General features: G+C 56.0%; 8 protein-coding genes, 2 tRNA genes and 1 pseudogene. 6 read left to right on the forward strand and 5 right to left on the reverse strand.

Features of this window, described 5'->3' with window-relative positions:
• Both VV869_RS15470 and VV869_RS15475 read left to right on the forward strand, forming a co-directional pair.
• Positions 1-421 (forward strand): annotated as a pseudogene (locus VV869_RS15470) (GNAT family N-acetyltransferase).
• A 43-nt stretch (positions 422-464) separates the two neighbouring features.
• Positions 465-941 carry a GNAT family N-acetyltransferase gene (locus VV869_RS15475; protein ID WP_337735825.1) on the forward strand — a complete coding sequence of 159 codons (477 nt, stop codon included), beginning with the start codon at positions 465-467 and terminating at the stop codon, positions 939-941.
• Between the two features lie 106 nt (positions 942-1,047).
• Here the strand turns inward: VV869_RS15475 and pcaF are convergent, their stop codons facing one another.
• The 5 genes from pcaF to VV869_RS15500 all read right to left on the reverse strand — a co-directional run bounded on the left by pcaF (position 1,048) and on the right by VV869_RS15500 (position 6,874).
• On the reverse strand, positions 1,048-2,247 hold the full coding sequence (gene pcaF, locus VV869_RS15480) for a 3-oxoadipyl-CoA thiolase (protein WP_337735826.1): 1,200 nt from the start codon (positions 2,245-2,247) through the stop codon (positions 1,048-1,050).
• 92 nt (positions 2,248-2,339) lie between these two features.
• Positions 2,340-3,689, reverse strand: coding sequence for an aspartate aminotransferase family protein (locus VV869_RS15485; RefSeq protein WP_337735827.1), 1,350 nt, complete (start codon positions 3,687-3,689; stop codon positions 2,340-2,342).
• 9 nt (positions 3,690-3,698) lie between these two features.
• Positions 3,699-4,469 (reverse strand): 3-oxoacid CoA-transferase subunit B, encoded by a 771-nt coding sequence (locus tag VV869_RS15490; RefSeq protein WP_443147325.1) that lies wholly within the window; start codon positions 4,467-4,469, stop codon positions 3,699-3,701.
• Positions 4,466-5,176: a 3-oxoacid CoA-transferase subunit A gene (locus VV869_RS15495; protein ID WP_337735828.1), complete on the reverse strand. Its 711-nt coding sequence runs from the start codon at positions 5,174-5,176 to the stop codon at positions 4,466-4,468. Before VV869_RS15495 ends, VV869_RS15490 begins: the two co-directional genes overlap by 4 nt.
• A gap of 90 nt (positions 5,177-5,266) precedes the next feature.
• Complete coding sequence (locus VV869_RS15500; protein WP_337735829.1) at positions 5,267-6,874, reverse strand: hypothetical protein; 1,608 nt, start codon at positions 6,872-6,874, stop codon at positions 5,267-5,269.
• Positions 6,875-7,063: 189 nt separating this feature from the next.
• Here VV869_RS15500 and VV869_RS15505 point away from each other — a divergent pair, with 189 nt between their 5' ends.
• The 4 genes from VV869_RS15505 to pulA all read left to right on the forward strand — a co-directional run bounded on the left by VV869_RS15505 (position 7,064) and on the right by pulA (position 14,980).
• Positions 7,064-7,924 (forward strand): LysR family transcriptional regulator, encoded by an 861-nt coding sequence (locus VV869_RS15505; RefSeq protein WP_337735830.1) that lies wholly within the window; start codon positions 7,064-7,066, stop codon positions 7,922-7,924.
• Between the two features lie 109 nt (positions 7,925-8,033).
• Positions 8,034-8,124 (forward strand) — tRNA-Ser (locus VV869_RS15510).
• Positions 8,125-8,165: 41 nt separating this feature from the next.
• A tRNA-Asp gene (locus VV869_RS15515) sits at positions 8,166-8,242 on the forward strand.
• A gap of 618 nt (positions 8,243-8,860) precedes the next feature.
• The gene (gene pulA, locus VV869_RS15520; RefSeq protein WP_337735831.1) at positions 8,861-14,980 is read left to right on the forward strand and encodes a pullulanase-type alpha-1,6-glucosidase; all 6,120 of its coding nucleotides are present in this window, start codon (positions 8,861-8,863) and stop codon (positions 14,978-14,980) included.
• Positions 14,981-15,130 lie beyond the last annotated feature (150 nt).

The following is a 15,130-nucleotide window of genomic DNA, read 5'->3' on the forward strand; positions in this document are numbered from 1 at the left end:
ATGGAAATCAAATCGATTACTTGGCAACAAACCATCCCCTTACGTCACCAGGTATTGTGGCCGGAAAAACCGCCTGAATTTTGCCATGTTGAAGGTGATGAAGACGCCGTACATTTTGGCGTCTTTACTGATGACCGCCTGGTTTGCGTGGCGTCGGTGTTTTTATCTTCTCATCAGGCGCGGTTGAGAAAGTTTGCGACCGAGCCGGATCATCAGGGCCGGGGGGATTGGCAGCGCGATGATTGCGCATATTATGACAGATCTGGCCGAGCGCAACGTGAATCACTTCTGGTGTGATGCCAGAGAGTCCGCGCTGGGATTTTACCAGCGATTCGGCATGCAACCGGAAGGCGAGCGTTTTTACAAAGGTGATATCCCGTATTTGAAGATGACGGTGGACTTGGGCAAGAATCAGGGATGATACGTAAAATGCGCTCAGTATCATATACAAGGAGTAAATAGATATGGAGCTTATGCGGTTTCAGGACGAACACGCATCAGAGCTGGTGAACTGGTTCCAAACCAAGGAAGAATCTTTAATGTGGGGTGGTCGGGTATTTGACTGGCCGTTAAATCAAAGCTCAATCATTCAGCGCGCCACTGAAGACAATCTGCAATTTTTCACCTTGGTTGAAGGGACGCAAGTACTCGGTTTTATTGAATTTCAGCGGATGTCGCTCACGGAGGTGCGCTTGTGTCGGGTCGCGATCCACCCGGCAGTCAGAGGAAAAGGGCTCGGCAGGCAGCTGATTCAGTTATCTTTGTTGAAAATCAAAGCATTGCCGCATGTGACTCTGGTGACGCTGGCCGTCTTTCAGCGGAATGTCGTGGCGAAAAACTGTTATGAATCGCTAGGGTTTCAGATTACGGACAAAGCGCCGCATGTCAAAGTGTTTGATGGCCGGGAGTGGCCTGTATATCAGATGGAACTGGCTCTATGAAGCTTCATCATCGTATCTTCATCTCTTAAAACCGCGGGCTGATAAATGCTTAACAGCCAGCGGTTTATTCGCGATATATCGTGGTGAGGCGGTTCACCTTTTAACCTTACACCCGCGCAATCGCCACGGCGATCCCCTGGCCGACGCCGATACACATGGTGCACAGCGCCAGCTTCCCACCTGTACGTTCTAACTGATATACCGCCGTGGTTGCCAGACGGGCGCCGCTCATCCCTAACGGATGGCCCAGGGCAATCGCACCGCCTTGCGGGTTGATCCGCGGATCGTCATCCGCCAGGCCGAGCTGGCGGGTACAGGTGAGCGCCTGGGCGGCGAATGCCTCATTGAATTCCAGCAGGTCAAAATCACTCAGGGTCATGTTGAGCTGGCTCAGCAGTTTTTTGGTCGCTGGTACCGGCCCGAGCCCCATAATGCGCGGCGGTACACCGGCGACGGCCATCCCCAGGATTCTGGCTCGGGGCGTCAGGTTGTGTTGCTTCAGTCCGGCGGATGATGCCAGCAGCAGGGCGGCGGCACCGTCGTTGATCCCGGAGGCATTGCCGGCAGTGATGGTTCCGCCCTCAAACAGAGGTTTGAGTTGGCTGAGCTTGTCGAAGCTGGTGGCACGCAGATGCTCGTCTCGATCAACAATCGTCGGCGGACCTTTGCGATTGGCCAGGGTGACGGCGATGATCTCTTCAGCCAGCCGTCCGTCTTCCTGCGCGGTGGCGGCTTTGAGCTGGCTGCTGACGGCAAACTTGTCCTGATCGGCGCGGCTGATGCCAAACTCAGCCGCCAGGTTTTCAGCGGTCTTTGGCATGGTTTCGGTGCCGAACTGCCGGTCGAACTCGGGGTTGATAAACCGCCAGCCCATGGTGGTGTCGTACAGCTCTGCCGAGCGGGCAAAGGCGCTGGTGGCCTTGGGCATGACAAACGGCGCGCGGGACATACTCTCGACGCCGCCGGCGATGATTAAATCGGCCTCGCCGCATCGAATGGCGCGGGCGGCATCGCCAATCGCGTTGAGGCCGGAGCCGCATAGCCGGTTGATGGTCGCGCCGGGAACCTCGATTGGTAGTCCGGCCAGCAGGGATGCCATCCTTGCCACATTGCGGTTGTCTTCGCCGGATTGGTTGGCACAGCCGAGCAATACATCATCGACTTGCTGCCAGTTCACTTCCGGGTTGCGCACCATTAACGCTTTGATGGGCAGCGCTGCCAGATCATCGGCTCGCACCGAAGCCAGCGCCCCGCCGTAGCGGCCAATTGGGGTCCGCACCGCATCGCACAGATAAACGTTATTCATTACTCAAAATCCTTCCTTGTTTCATGCTTGAAGCGCTCAATCCTTCAGAAACCCAAGCCATCAAGCGCATTCGTCAGGTTCATGCCTCAGACTTATTCATCAAAGAGCGGCTTCACGGTGCGCAATCCGTTGAGCAGGACTTCACTGAAAGCGCTGATTTCTTTCTCAGTCATGGCGGTCGACAAAGTCCCCGAGCAGGTGTTGATCATCATGAATCCATGGTCGAACAGGTGATCCAGCAGGGCGGATTTGATCCGGGCTTCCTGTGGGGTCTCGTAAGCCGAGCGATAATCCGTCGGCGGCGTCGGTTTCATGTGGATGCGGAACATCGAGCCTTCGCCTGTGACACAGGCCGGGACATCGGCTAGCTGGATCGCTTCGGTGATCTGGCCGCGGAGCTGATCGCTCAGGGCGTTGAGTCGGCACACGGCATCGCGGTCGAACAGCTGCATCGCGGTCAGTCCGGCGGTCATGGTGATCGGGTTGGCTGAGAAGGTTCCAGAGTGCGGGAACAGCAGTTGATTCGCCCGGGGATTCATTACTTCCATGACGTCCCGGCGTCCGGCCAGGGCACCGACCGGAAAGCCGCCGCCAATCAATTTGCCCATCGCGGTCAAGTCCGGCTGAACCGAATAGCGCTCTTGTGCGCCGCCGTACCGGGTGCGGAAGGTGATCACTTCATCGAACACCAGCAGCGCGCCGTGCTTGCGGGTCCAGTTGCTCAGGGCGGTGATAAAGGACTCCGAGGCCGGGATCAGGCCGACCCGATGCGGCATCGGATCGACCAGTACGCAAGCTAGATCGTCAGCGTGCTGATCCAGGATGGCGAGGGCGGTTTCCGGATCGTTGAATGGGATCACAATGACGTCATTCAAGGTGGAAGGGGGGGTTCCGTGGGCCACCGGCACGCTCGCCGGGTGATCGGGTGCGCCCCAGTTCTCCGGTTTGGCGGTCTGGCTGACTTCAGCAAAATCATACAGGCCGTGATAGGCGCCTTCGACCTTGGCAATTTTCGGGCGTCCGGTGAAGGCGCGCGCGGCCTTGAGGCAGCTCATAATGGCTTCGGTACCGGAGTTAACGAAGCGAATGTTCTCGAAGCCGGGATTGCGGCTGCACAGGTGTTCGGCAAAATCGATTTCAACTTCGGTTGCCAGGGTAAACGCCGTGCCTTTGTGGAGCTGCTCGGTGACCGCTGCGACAATCTGTGGATGGGCGTGACCGTGGATAAGCGCAGCCATGTTGTTGGCAAAATCGATCCGCTGCACGCCATCAATATCGGTGACGTAGCAGCCCCGACCAGCCTCGGCATAGAGTGGGTGCGGCTGGCGCAGCACAGTGTTTCGGCTACAGCCGCCGGGCATCAGCTGGAGGGCTTTCTGATACAGTGCCGCGCTGCGTTGTGAGGACGGCTGTTTAGATGATTGAGTTTGTTGTTTCATCATGGGATTGGCTCACTTCAGGGCGTAATCTGCGGAATTGGAATCGGCGAATTTTATAGCGGTTTCTGGCGCCTGCTTTGCAGCTTGGTTCAGTTGCTCACTGAGAAACACGGTGCCGCCTGTACGTTGCTGCACCGTTTCAAAATCGACGCCGGGTGCCAGTTCCAGCACTTCGAAGCCTTCAGGCGTCACGGCAATCACCGCCAGATCGGTATAGATGCGATTAACCACCTGGCGCCCGGTGAGCGGGTAGGTGCAGTGCTCTACCAGTTTGGGCTCGCCGTTCTTGGTGGTGTGTTGGGTGATGACATAAATGGTTTTGACCCCGGCAACTAAATCCATTGCACCACCGACCGCAGGAATGGCATCGGCTGCCCCGGTTGACCAGTTGGCCAGATCGCCGGACTGGGAGATCTGCATCGCGCCCAGCACGCAAATATCGATGTGGTGGCCGCGGATCATCGCGAAGCTGTCGGCGTGGTGAAAATACGCAGCACCGGGGATCGCCGTGACCGGCTTTTTCCCGGCGTTGATCAGTTCGCTGTCTTCCGCGCCGGGTTCTGGCGCCACGCCCATGCCCAGCAGGCCGTTTTCGGTGTGATAGATCACCTCACGGCCTTCGGGGACATAACGGGCGACCTGCTCCGGAATCCCAATCCCCAGATTCACGTAAGCGCCATCGGGAATGTCCAGCGCCGCACGCTGGGCCATCTGGTCGCGGCTCCAGCCCATTGCGGGTGACTGAAATTGTGGTTGAGATTTTTGTAATGATGGACTGGTCATGGGTAACATCTCCCCTCAGCAACAAGTTGGGATTCCTGGGCGGGTGCTGACACGGTCACAATCCGGTCGACGAAAATGCCCGGGGTGACGATCATTTCAGGGTCGATCTCACCGGCTTCGACCGAAGCGCTGGTCTGCACGATGGTGGTGTTGGATGCCATCGCCATAATGGGGGCAAAGTTGCGCGCCGTTTTGTTGTAAGTCAGGTTGCCGTAGCGATCAGCCTGCTGGCATTTGAGCAGGGCAAAATCCGCAGTCAGGCCGGTTTCCAGTACATACTCCCGCTGATGAAATATGCGGTGCTCTTTGCCTTCGGCCAGAGGGGTGCCGACCGAAGTTGCAGTATAGAACGCGGGGATCCCGGCGCCGCCGGCCCGGATGCGTTCTGCCAGGGTGCCTTGTGGCACCAGTTCCAGCTCAATTTCACCGGCGCGATATAAATCCGGAAAAACCGTGGAATTGGCCGTGCGGGGAAACGAGCAGATCATTTTGCCGACCTGACGGTTCTCAATCAGCGCCGCCAGGCCGACATGGCCGCTGCCGGTGTTGTTGTTGATCACCGTCAGGTTGCGGGCCCCGTGGTCGATCAGTGCATGGATCAGCTCAATCGGGCTGCCGGCTTCGCCAAAGCCGCCAATCATGACGGTTGCGCCGTCGAAGATATCGGCGACGGCCCGGGCGGGGGAGTCAAAATGTTTATTTATCATGTAAGTCACGCCTTGTGAAACGTATCTCTGTATGGTTCAGAGGCCACCACAGCGGCTGTGGTGACCCGGAGAATGGTTGTCGGAAAGATCTCAGCGCAGTCGCTGGCGAATCGCATTGGCTAGTTCGGCTTCGATAGTCTTGAGTTCGTCTTCAAAGAAGAATTTGTCGCCGTCGATGGGCGTCAGGAAATCCACCTTGTTTTCCTGCTCGTCGTATTTGGCGTGAAAAATTCGATCCATCCATGCCATGTTGCGGGCTTCGGTGAACCTCAGGGCAAAGCATTTCTCGCCGTTGATAATCGAGGTGCCGAGAATCGCCAGCTTACCGGCAGAGATGGTCATCGAGATATGACGCGATGGCCGGTTGATTGACGACAGCGAGCGGTATATGCGGTTGAAGATCTGCTCGACCGCAGCCAGCGGTGCTGTGTAGTAATGGTGTTCCCCTGTCGGGCGAGCGCAGTACATGGAGTGGAAACCGACCGACAGCATGCCGAGGATATTGGCCAGATCGATCCAGTTTTGTGCTGAACGTTCAATGTCGACTTCACCATGCTCGTCGGTGAACAGGCTGATATGGTTCATCATCGGGCTCTGGCTGCGGATCGTGACACCGTGATTCTGTAAGCGGCGGATCGCGGCAATGGTTGTTGGGTTGAGCAACTCGCGCGGGGTTGAGAAGTGGGCCATCCAGGCCAGCTGTATGCCATTGTCGCGCAGGGTATCAAACAGCTCGAGCATGGCATCGTATTTGTGGCTCAGGATCATCTCGGGTTGAAAGGTCAGTGCGCGGGTCGCCAGCCGGACATTCTTCACATGCAGCAAGGATGGGTCTTCGATCAGCGGCATCACATATTGTTGTAGCCGGTTCACCGGCATATAGCCGCCGTCACCGCCGGTGATCAGCAAATCGGTCACTTCCGTGTGCTGGCGCAGATACTGGTGGATCTGCTGGATATCTTTCTGGATGAACATATCTTCATCGCCGCGGACCTGAGCATGTCGGAAGCAGTAGGTACAAAATGAAAAGCAGTTCTGCGTCGTTTTGTCGAAGATCAGCTGGCATTGTGGGTATTTGTGTTGGCTGCCGTCGAGAAATTCAATCTCTCCCTGCTCGTTTTCAAACCAGGGTTTGTTTAGTTGCTGGTTGCCGTCATGGGGATTGGTTTTTTCCATATAAGCAACAGCAACCTGGGTGCGTTGTTCGCGGGTTTCGGCCTGTAAATACGCCTGGGTTGTTTCCGGGTTGATCATCCCCGGTTGCGGGAACACCAGCTGAAACACCGAATCGGTTTCGTAGTCGTCCCAGTTGATGCTGTTGAGCGTATGGCGGGTGGCAAGAAAGCGATAAACCTCAACAAACAGCTCTCTTTCTTCAATATCGCCGATATTGATCCCGTTTTTCAGCAAAATACTGACAACTTCCCGGAACCCGGATAACCCGGTGTAATGGGCCTTGTCGGTAAAAAGCATCGCACGGGTTTCCAGCAGACCGGAGTGCTGCGGGTAAGAGGCATGCAGTCGGCTGAGTAGTCCGGCCGGGAGCAGGTTTTCCTGGGCGATGATGGCGGATGTTTCCGGGCTGTAGCCATGGCGTACCATGGCTTCAACGACCTGGTCTGGGGTCACCACCAGGTGCTTTTTTAAGGTAGTCGGGGTTGTGACAGCAATGTGTTCAGCGGTGTTTGGCATATTCATCGGTTCATCCTGTATTCGGTATTTACCTCACTCTTTTGATGGTTATTACCTTAGAGATGCTCGCCGGTTATGAGAAATATGTTATTTTTATGTTGCTTATAGGGCAGAGCTATACCTCTGCAAAGATGTGTTGTTTGTACGGCGCGCGAGAACCACGGGTTCTCGATTTCGTACTCAGGGGAAGTGGCAATGGAATTGCGGGCTTTAAAGTATTTTCAGGCAGTTTATGAGCAAGGGAGTGTCAGCGGCGCGGCGCGCCAGTGTTATGTGTCGCAACCTTCCATTACCGCTGCGATCAAGCAGTTAGAGCACCTTCTCGGGACCAGTTTATTTGTCCGTCATGCCCGGGGGGTATTGCCGACGGCAGCGGCCGAGAAGCTGTATCCGCTGGCCAAAAATATGAGTGCGGGCGAGCAGAAAATCCTGAACTTGTTTGGGGAAGGTCCGGCACCGGTGCCCCTGAGGTTGGGGTTGATGCGATCGCTGGGGGCTCAGCGCATGAGTTGTTTGTTGACCGCGCTGACCAACCAGATCGAGCATCTGGAACTGACGCTGGTGGATCCGGATGAGCCGTGTGATGCCAGAATCATTCTGTCGCAATCGGCAACGAAAAGTGAGCAATTTGTACCGATTTGGAATGATCTCTACTTGTTAGCGCTACCTCGTTCCTGGCCGTTGGCGGCGCAGGATCAGATCTCACTGGAGGAGCTGGACGGACTGCCGTTTATCCATCGCAGCCCGTGTGATGCGCTGGAAAAACTTAAGCTGGTGATGGCCGAAGCCGGGGTGAAATTTCAGCACCGGGCGAATATTCGGACTGTCGAGTACGCCTGGCCGTTGGTGGGAGCGGGGGTCGGGGCGGCTTTGCTGCCGGACTGGCAGGAGATTTGTCAGGCGCAGGAGATCGTCCTGCGGCAGGTGGCCTCGCTCGATTTACAGAAACGAATTGGATTGGCGTATAAAGCAGGCCGGGAAAGTGATCCGCTGATCGCTTCGGTGATTGACGTTTGTCGTGCGGCCAGTCAGTCGCAGACTTTGGTTGGGGTATGAAAAGTGCGCTGAGTCGCACTCTTGTGCCTAAAGCTTGCCCAGTTGTGCAAAATCATGAAAAAACTGCTTTACAACCTTGAGTTTGCTCAATATTATTCATCCCGCTTACGGAGAGATGGCTGAGTGGTTGAAAGCACCGGTCTTGAAAACCGGCATACGTTTATAGCGTATCTAGGGTTCAAATCCCTATCTCTCCGCCACATTTCAGAAGTTGGGCATTTGCCGGATTTCTTAAAAAATTGGAGCGGTAGTTCAGTTGGTTAGAATACCGGCCTGTCACGCCGGGGGTCGCGGGTTCGAGTCCCGTCCGCTCCGCCACTACAATAACCCCAAGCCGAAAGGTTTGGGGTTTTTTGTATTTAACGCTCCCGAAAGTGCTGCGCACTTTTTCGCGGGCCGGAATGCCGGACCATCGAGTCCGCTGGAGCGCCAGCCCGGCCGCTCTGCCACTACATGAAACCTTCATCGCAAGATGAAGGTTTTTTTGTATATCTCGAATTTGTGTTTGCCCTATGGGCAAATGAGTCCCGCAGGAAGGCCTGCCCTTCAGGTGCGACCCCTGCCGTAAACATCCGTTTGTGATTTGCTGCATAATTTTTGATATTCCATCATATTGACTGAAATGTAGTTAACTTTCACAAATCATGCGAAAAGTTACGCCTGCTGTGATGCTTCTCCCTTTTCTGTTGCCCCAGAAGAAAGGGAAATAATGCCTTGCCCAAACAAAGTGTGATGATTATCAATTGCGCTCCCTTCTACGCCTCCCGTGTCCTCCCCCTGCAGTGAAGGGGCGGGGTGAGGTGGGTCATTCTCGATTTTATTTACCCTGTCTGAACTGGTGATTTGCGCGCGGCATCCGTTGTTGTGGGTTGGGTTTGGCGTGCAATCACCTCGATTTGTTTACGGAATCATGTTCAATAAATCAGTGGGATAGCAATGAAGACAAATCTAACCAAGCTGGCGGTTGCGCTGGCGTCGGTGGGAGCACTGGCGGGATGCGGCGATGATGCGACGCAGAACAATGCTGATGCTTCGCAGCCGAAGGTCGAGATGCAAACCGAACTCAGTGTTCAGGCGATGGATGGATATCTGCAAAAAGCGCAGGTATGGCTGGATGTGAATCGTAACTTCGCCCTGGATGCCGGAGAGCCACAGGCGGTGACGGGGAAGCAGGGTAAAGCGACGCTCGATCTGAGCGAGTTTAACGGCGATCCGGCCCAGTATCCGCTGATGACCCGGGTGCTGAAAGGTCAGACAATTGATGAAGATAATCCGGGAGTTGCTGTGACCCGGGACTATCTGATGATGGCGCCGGAGGGCTATCAGAAAATCAGCCCGGTGACGACGCTGATTGGCCTGAAAATGGCGCAAGGAGCTACGGCAGAAGAAGCCTTAGCGGCCGTGCGTAGCGAGCTGGCGCAGCCGGATCTGGCACCTGAGCAGGACTATATCGCAGAGAAAAATACCCTGTTGGCGGATTCGGCTCGGGCTTTGGCCCAGCTGCTGCCGGAACAGCTGGGAAATAACAGCGTTGCCGAGCATCTGGAGAATTTGTCTCAGGGAGCAGGAACCTTGGGGCAAACCATCGCGGAGCAGCGTAAGAATAATCAAACGCCGAATTTGAAAGGGAAAACGCTTCACCCGGGAGTCGGCGGCAAACCGGTACTGGCGACCGATAGTGATGGTGACGGCGTCGCCGATGAGATTGACGCATTCCCGAACGATCCGCTGGAAAGTGCGGATTTCGATCAGGATCAGATTGGCGATCACGCGGATTTGGACGATGACGGTGATGGCTGGAACGATACGGATGAGCTGCGCCTCGGCACCGATCCGTATGATGCCAAGTCCACTCCGGCGGATCTCGATGGCGATAGGATCGCGGACGCCGATGACGATGATATCGACGGTGATGGGTGGTCGAATGCTGATGAAGCGCGACTCGGCACCGACAGCCAGGATCCAACCGCAGTTCCGGCTGATTTGGACGGGGATAAGGTCGCAGATATCGAGGACACCGATATCGATAATGACGGGGCGAATAACGAACAGGATCGGTTCCCGCGTGATCGCTTTGAAAGCCAGGATACCAATGGCGACGGTCTGGGGGATTTTGCTTCCAGTGATGATGACGGCGACGGCATCCCGGACAGTATCGATCCGGAGCCGAAAAATCCGAACAACACCGCCGATACCGGTGAGCCGGCGCCGCACTACACCGAAGCGGTGATCCACTACAAGCGGGATGACGGTAACTATGAAGGCTGGGGGCTTCATCTCTGGAATAACGCCAGCTGTGACAGTATTGCTGACAGTGCCCTGGAAGGAATGGATTGGGGCACGCCTTTCCTCGCCTCTGAAATCAGCGATGAATACGGCGCTGTGTATCGCCTGCCGTTGAAAGCGGAGCATGCCAGCTGCCTGAACTTTATTCTCCACAAAGGGGACACCAAAGCACTGGGTGGCAACGATTTGCAGCTGGATCTCACTAAAGGGAACCAAATATATACCTTTGATGGCAACAGCACCCTGTATTACGAGCCCGTGACGGAAGTGCCGGTGATGCTCTCTGGCGCATCTGCGCACTGGCTGGGTGTGAATGAGCTGTCCTGGCATGAACAAAATGGTGCATCGCGTTACGAACTGTGGGCGAACCCTAAAGGCAATGGCGATATCAATCAGCCGGCCCAGTTTGAGCGGCTACCACTGACACAAGCCGGTACCACCAACCATGGCGACTTCCCGCACCTGAACGGCCGCACCGGGTTTCACCTGGACGTGGAAGCAGCACAGGCCAAAGCCCTGCTGAAACAGCAGCTGATTGCGGTGGCGATGGATGACAACGGCAAAGTCCTGGCGGCGACCAAAGTGCAGATCCCGGGTGTGGTAGATGCGCTCTATACCGCAGGTGCACAGGATGCCGACGAAGCGCGGCTTGGTTCGTGGCTGGAGAACGGCCAGGCCCAGTTTGCCTTATGGGCACCGACCGCAACCGCAGTCGAGCTGTATCTCTACGGCGAAGATAAGACCCCGTTGGCGAACTCACCCCTGACGCTGATCGAAGATCCGACGACCGGGATCTGGCGCTATACCGGCACTGCGGATCTCAAGCATGTGTTCTATCGTTACCGGATCAAAGCCTATCATCCGAAAACCGCTCAGGTGGAGTGGATGAGCACTACCGATCCATATTCGTTGTCGCTCAGCACCGATAGCCGTTACTCGCAGCTGGTGGATCTGTCCGATCCGGCCACCAAACCGGCGGGATGGGATGAACAAGTGATCCCGACCCTGACCAACCCGGAAGATAACATTGTCTATGAAGTCCATATCCGTGACTTTAGTTCCAGTGATAGCAAAGGGACCCCGGCATATGACGGTAAATATCTGGCGTTTACTGAAGAAGATCGCGACAGCGTCAGCCATCTCAAGCAATTGAAAGCTGCCGGGCTGACCACGGTCCATCTACTACCGAGTTACGATCTGGCCTCGATTGCCGAAGATGAAGAAAAACGAGTCGATCTGAACGATACGGTCGGCAAACTGTGTGAATTGAACCCAAAAGCCAACTTGTGTCAGGACGGTACGCCACGCACCACCACCATTCTGGCGCTGCTGGAGCAGACCGATCCGGCAACAGATCAAGCGCAGGCGTTGATGGCGGATATCCGTCCGCTCGACAGCTTCAACTGGGGTTATGATCCGTTCCATTACAGCGCGCCGGAAGGCAGCTATGCGGTCGCCAGTGATGGTATTGCCCGGATTAAAGAATATCGTCAGATGATCCAGAAGCTGCATGAGCTGGGCTTCCGGGTGGTGCAGGATGTGGTCTACAACCATACCTATTCTTCGGGTCTGTATGACAAGTCGGTGCTGGATAAAACCGTTCCCGGTTATTACCACCGTCTGAACGCGGAAAGCGGCGCGGTTGAGAATTCTACCTGTTGTGACAATACCGCTTCTGAGAACCGGATGTTTGAAAAACTGGTCGCCGACAGCGTGGTGATGTGGGCTCAGGACTACAAGATCGATGGCTTCCGTTTCGATTTGATGGGCCATTTGATGAAATCCAGCATGGAGAAAGTCTATGCCGAGGTGAAAGCGGTTGATTCGGACAGCTGGTTCTACGGTGAAGGCTGGAACTTCGGGGAAGTCGTGAACGGCACCCGAGGTGAGAATGCCACTCAGTGGCCGATGGCAGGGACCGGGATTGGCACCTATAACGACCGTCTGCGTGACGGTGTGCGCGGCGGCGGTCCGTTCGACAGCGGTGATGCATTGTTGCAGACCCCGGGCTTTGCCAATGCCGGCGATCGGTTCGATGCGGCGCTGATGTCGCGGATGGATCTGATCCGTTACGGCATGGCGGGGAACCTGCAATCTTACCCGCTGGTGACCTACAGTGGCATGACGGTTTCTGGTCGCGACTTCAAGTACGGCGATCAGGGCGCGGCCTATACCCTGGATCCGCAAGAATCCATCAATTACGTTTCCAAGCACGATAACCAGACTCTGTGGGACTTCAACCAGTATAAAGCGGCAGCGGATGTCTCGGTCGAAGATCGGGCGCGGATGCAGATTGTCGGCCTGGCGCCGGTGATGCTGGGACAGGGGATCCCGTTCCTGCATATGGGCTCAGAGCTGTTGCGCTCTAAATCCATGGCGCGGGATAGCTATGATTCCGGCGACTGGGTGAACCGGGTTGATTTCAGCAAGCAAACCAACAACTGGAATGTCGGGCTGCCGCGGGCGGATAAAGACCAGGCCAACTGGGATGCCATCAAGCAGATCATTGCTAACCCGAACACGGTGGCAGGGCCGCAGGAAATCGCCTGGACAGATGCCCGGTTCAAGGAGTTGCTGCAGATTCGCTCAAAGACGCCATTGCTGAAACTGATCGATGAACAGGAAGTTCTGAACCGAGTCCGCTTCCACAATACCGGCCCGAACGCCGCGCCGGGAATGATTGTCATGAGTGTGGATGACGGCGTGAACGCCGGCGCTGATCTCGATGGCAATTACCAGGCGCTGGTGGTGGCGGTCAATGCCAACCTGAATGCTCAGTCGATCACCGTTGACGGGACCAGTGGCTTTGAGCTGCATCCGGTTCTGGCCAACTCGGACGACAGCAAAATCGGTCAAGCCAGCTTTAGTGAGGGCACGTTTACCATTCCTGGTCTGACTGCCGTGGTGTTCGTGAAGCCGCAGGCGGGCGAGCAAGGCGAAGGGTTGGGCGGCAACCTGGCACCGGTGGTGCCTGCGCCGTACGGCAGCGAAGTGGTTTATGTGCGCGGCAGCTTTAACAGCTGGTCTGCCAATGAAGCCATGCAGTACATCGGCGACGGTAAATACAAGCTGGAGCGTTATTTCGAGCCGGGTGTGTATACGTTCAAAATTGCCAGCGAAAACTGGAGTTCGGTGAACCTGGGCTATGCGCAGCTGACGGCAGGCGAAGGTTCGGTGAGTTTCGAGGTTGATGGCGAGAACGTCAAAGTGACGGTTACCGAGCAGGGTGTCTGGGCGTTTGAGCTGGATGCCAGTGAAACGTCTCAGCCGGCACTGACGGTGAAACCTACCGGGCAGGACTATGCCTGTTACGGCGGTGACGATCCGGCTTGTGATCTGCGGATCTACCAGATCATGGTGGAATCCTTCGTTGATGGTGACTCCCAGGCCGATTATACCGACGGTTACGGCTCGTCCCACCACCGTGGTGACCTGCAGGGGATTATCAATAGCCTGGATTACATCCGGAGCCTGAATGTCAATGCGATCTGGCTGACGCCGGTGTTTGACTCCTGTGCCGGTGAAGGCGGCGATCTTAAACTTGATGCAACCGGCTATTTTGCCTGCGACTACTTCAATGTTGATCCGAACTTCGGTACCAAGGCGCAGCTGAAAACCCTGATTGATCAGGCGCACGCTAAAGGCATGTACGTCTTCCTCGACGGGGTATTCGGCCACACCAACATCACCGGCGTGAAACCGTCACCGACCGGAAAACTGCCGACGCTGAAAGCCGGTGCTGATGGTTACCCGGGTCAACTGGTGGTTTATCCGGACAGCAACAGTGTTGAATACTTCCAGGAAGTGGCGACTTACTGGATCAAAGAATTCGGCATTGATGGCTGGCGCCTGGATCAGGCCTACCAGCTGCCGCTGGCACAGTGGCGCGAGATCCGCTCAGCGGTCGACGCGGCAGCCGCACAGAACAAAACGGCCGGAAAAACCTGGGGCACGCTGGGCTATCTGGTCGGTGAAACCTGGGATGGTGCGGAAGCAATTACCCGGACCACCTACGGGACGGATGAAGCGCCGGGCCTGTCGTCTGCCTTCCACTTCCCGCTGCGTTACGGTCTGGTGCAGGCACTGGCGGTCGAGGAATCTGGTGCGTCCGGGGATGCGACTAAGCTGAATGCGTTCTGGAATGCGATGTCGAATTACCCGTACCATGCGATGCCGAACCTGATGCTGGGCAACCATGACCTGGTTCGCTTCGGGGATCTGATCCAGCGGGGCAACAAAGGCGAGTACTTCCAGCGTCACAAGGCCGCGTTCAGCTTTATGGCTGCCTGGTCCGGTCCGATCACCTTCTACTATGGTGATGAGATTGGTGATGAAGTGCCGGACTTTGCCGCCAAAGTGACCGAGAACTGTGCCAACCTGGGACTGTGCGATGACCATGTCGCGCGCTCCAGTGCCAAAATCGAAGGCGTCACAGACGTTACGCTGAGTGCTGAGCAGGCGGAGCTGAAACAGTGGCTGGCACAATTGATGGCGGTGCGCGCAGAGCATCCGGCGCTGTACAAAGGTGAACGCCGGAACCTGGCACAATCCGAAGTACTGTATGCCGACCTGAAAACCTTCGGGGAGCAGCAGGTGGTCTATGTGCTGAACGTTTCAACCGAGCCGCAGACCCTGAACCTGAAGATGGATCAGGTGAAACCGGCCACGGAGCTAGTGGATTTGATGAGCGGTGAGGTGATTACGGTGCAAACTCCGGAAACGGCGATCACCGTCCCGGCCCTGACCGGCAGGTTGCTCGATTTGAAATAGGCACTGAAGTGAAATAAGCACTGATGGGAATCAGGAAAGCGTCCGCAGGACGTGAACTGAGCTGAAACAAGCCCTGGCGAATTGCCGGGGCTTTTATTTTTTTATCAAAGCGTTGTGATCGAACTGGGCTGCTTCAACGTAATTGGCAGC

This window comes from Photobacterium sp. MCCC 1A19761 (assembly GCF_037389125.1).
Classification (GTDB): Bacteria; Pseudomonadota; Gammaproteobacteria; order Enterobacterales; family Vibrionaceae; genus Photobacterium.

Bases quoted from the DNA above. Each gene is read 5' to 3' on its own strand.
- VV869_RS15500 (WP_337735829.1), bottom strand. From the start codon at position 6,874: ATGAATATGCCAAACACCGCTGAACACATTGCTGTCACAACCCCGACT.
- pcaF (WP_337735826.1), bottom strand. From the start codon at position 2,247: ATGAATAACGTTTATCTGTGCGATGCGGTGCGGACCCCAATTGGCCGC.
- pulA (WP_337735831.1), top strand. From the start codon at position 8,861: ATGAAGACAAATCTAACCAAGCTGGCGGTTGCGCTGGCGTCGGTGGGA.
- VV869_RS15505 (WP_337735830.1), top strand. From the start codon at position 7,064: ATGGAATTGCGGGCTTTAAAGTATTTTCAGGCAGTTTATGAGCAAGGG.
- VV869_RS15495 (WP_337735828.1), bottom strand. From the start codon at position 5,176: ATGATAAATAAACATTTTGACTCCCCCGCCCGGGCCGTCGCCGATATC.
- VV869_RS15475 (WP_337735825.1), top strand. From the start codon at position 465: ATGGAGCTTATGCGGTTTCAGGACGAACACGCATCAGAGCTGGTGAAC.
- VV869_RS15490 (WP_443147325.1), bottom strand. From the start codon at position 4,469: ATGACCAGTCCATCATTACAAAAATCTCAACCACAATTTCAGTCACCC.
- VV869_RS15485 (WP_337735827.1), bottom strand. From the start codon at position 3,689: ATGATGAAACAACAAACTCAATCATCTAAACAGCCGTCCTCACAACGC.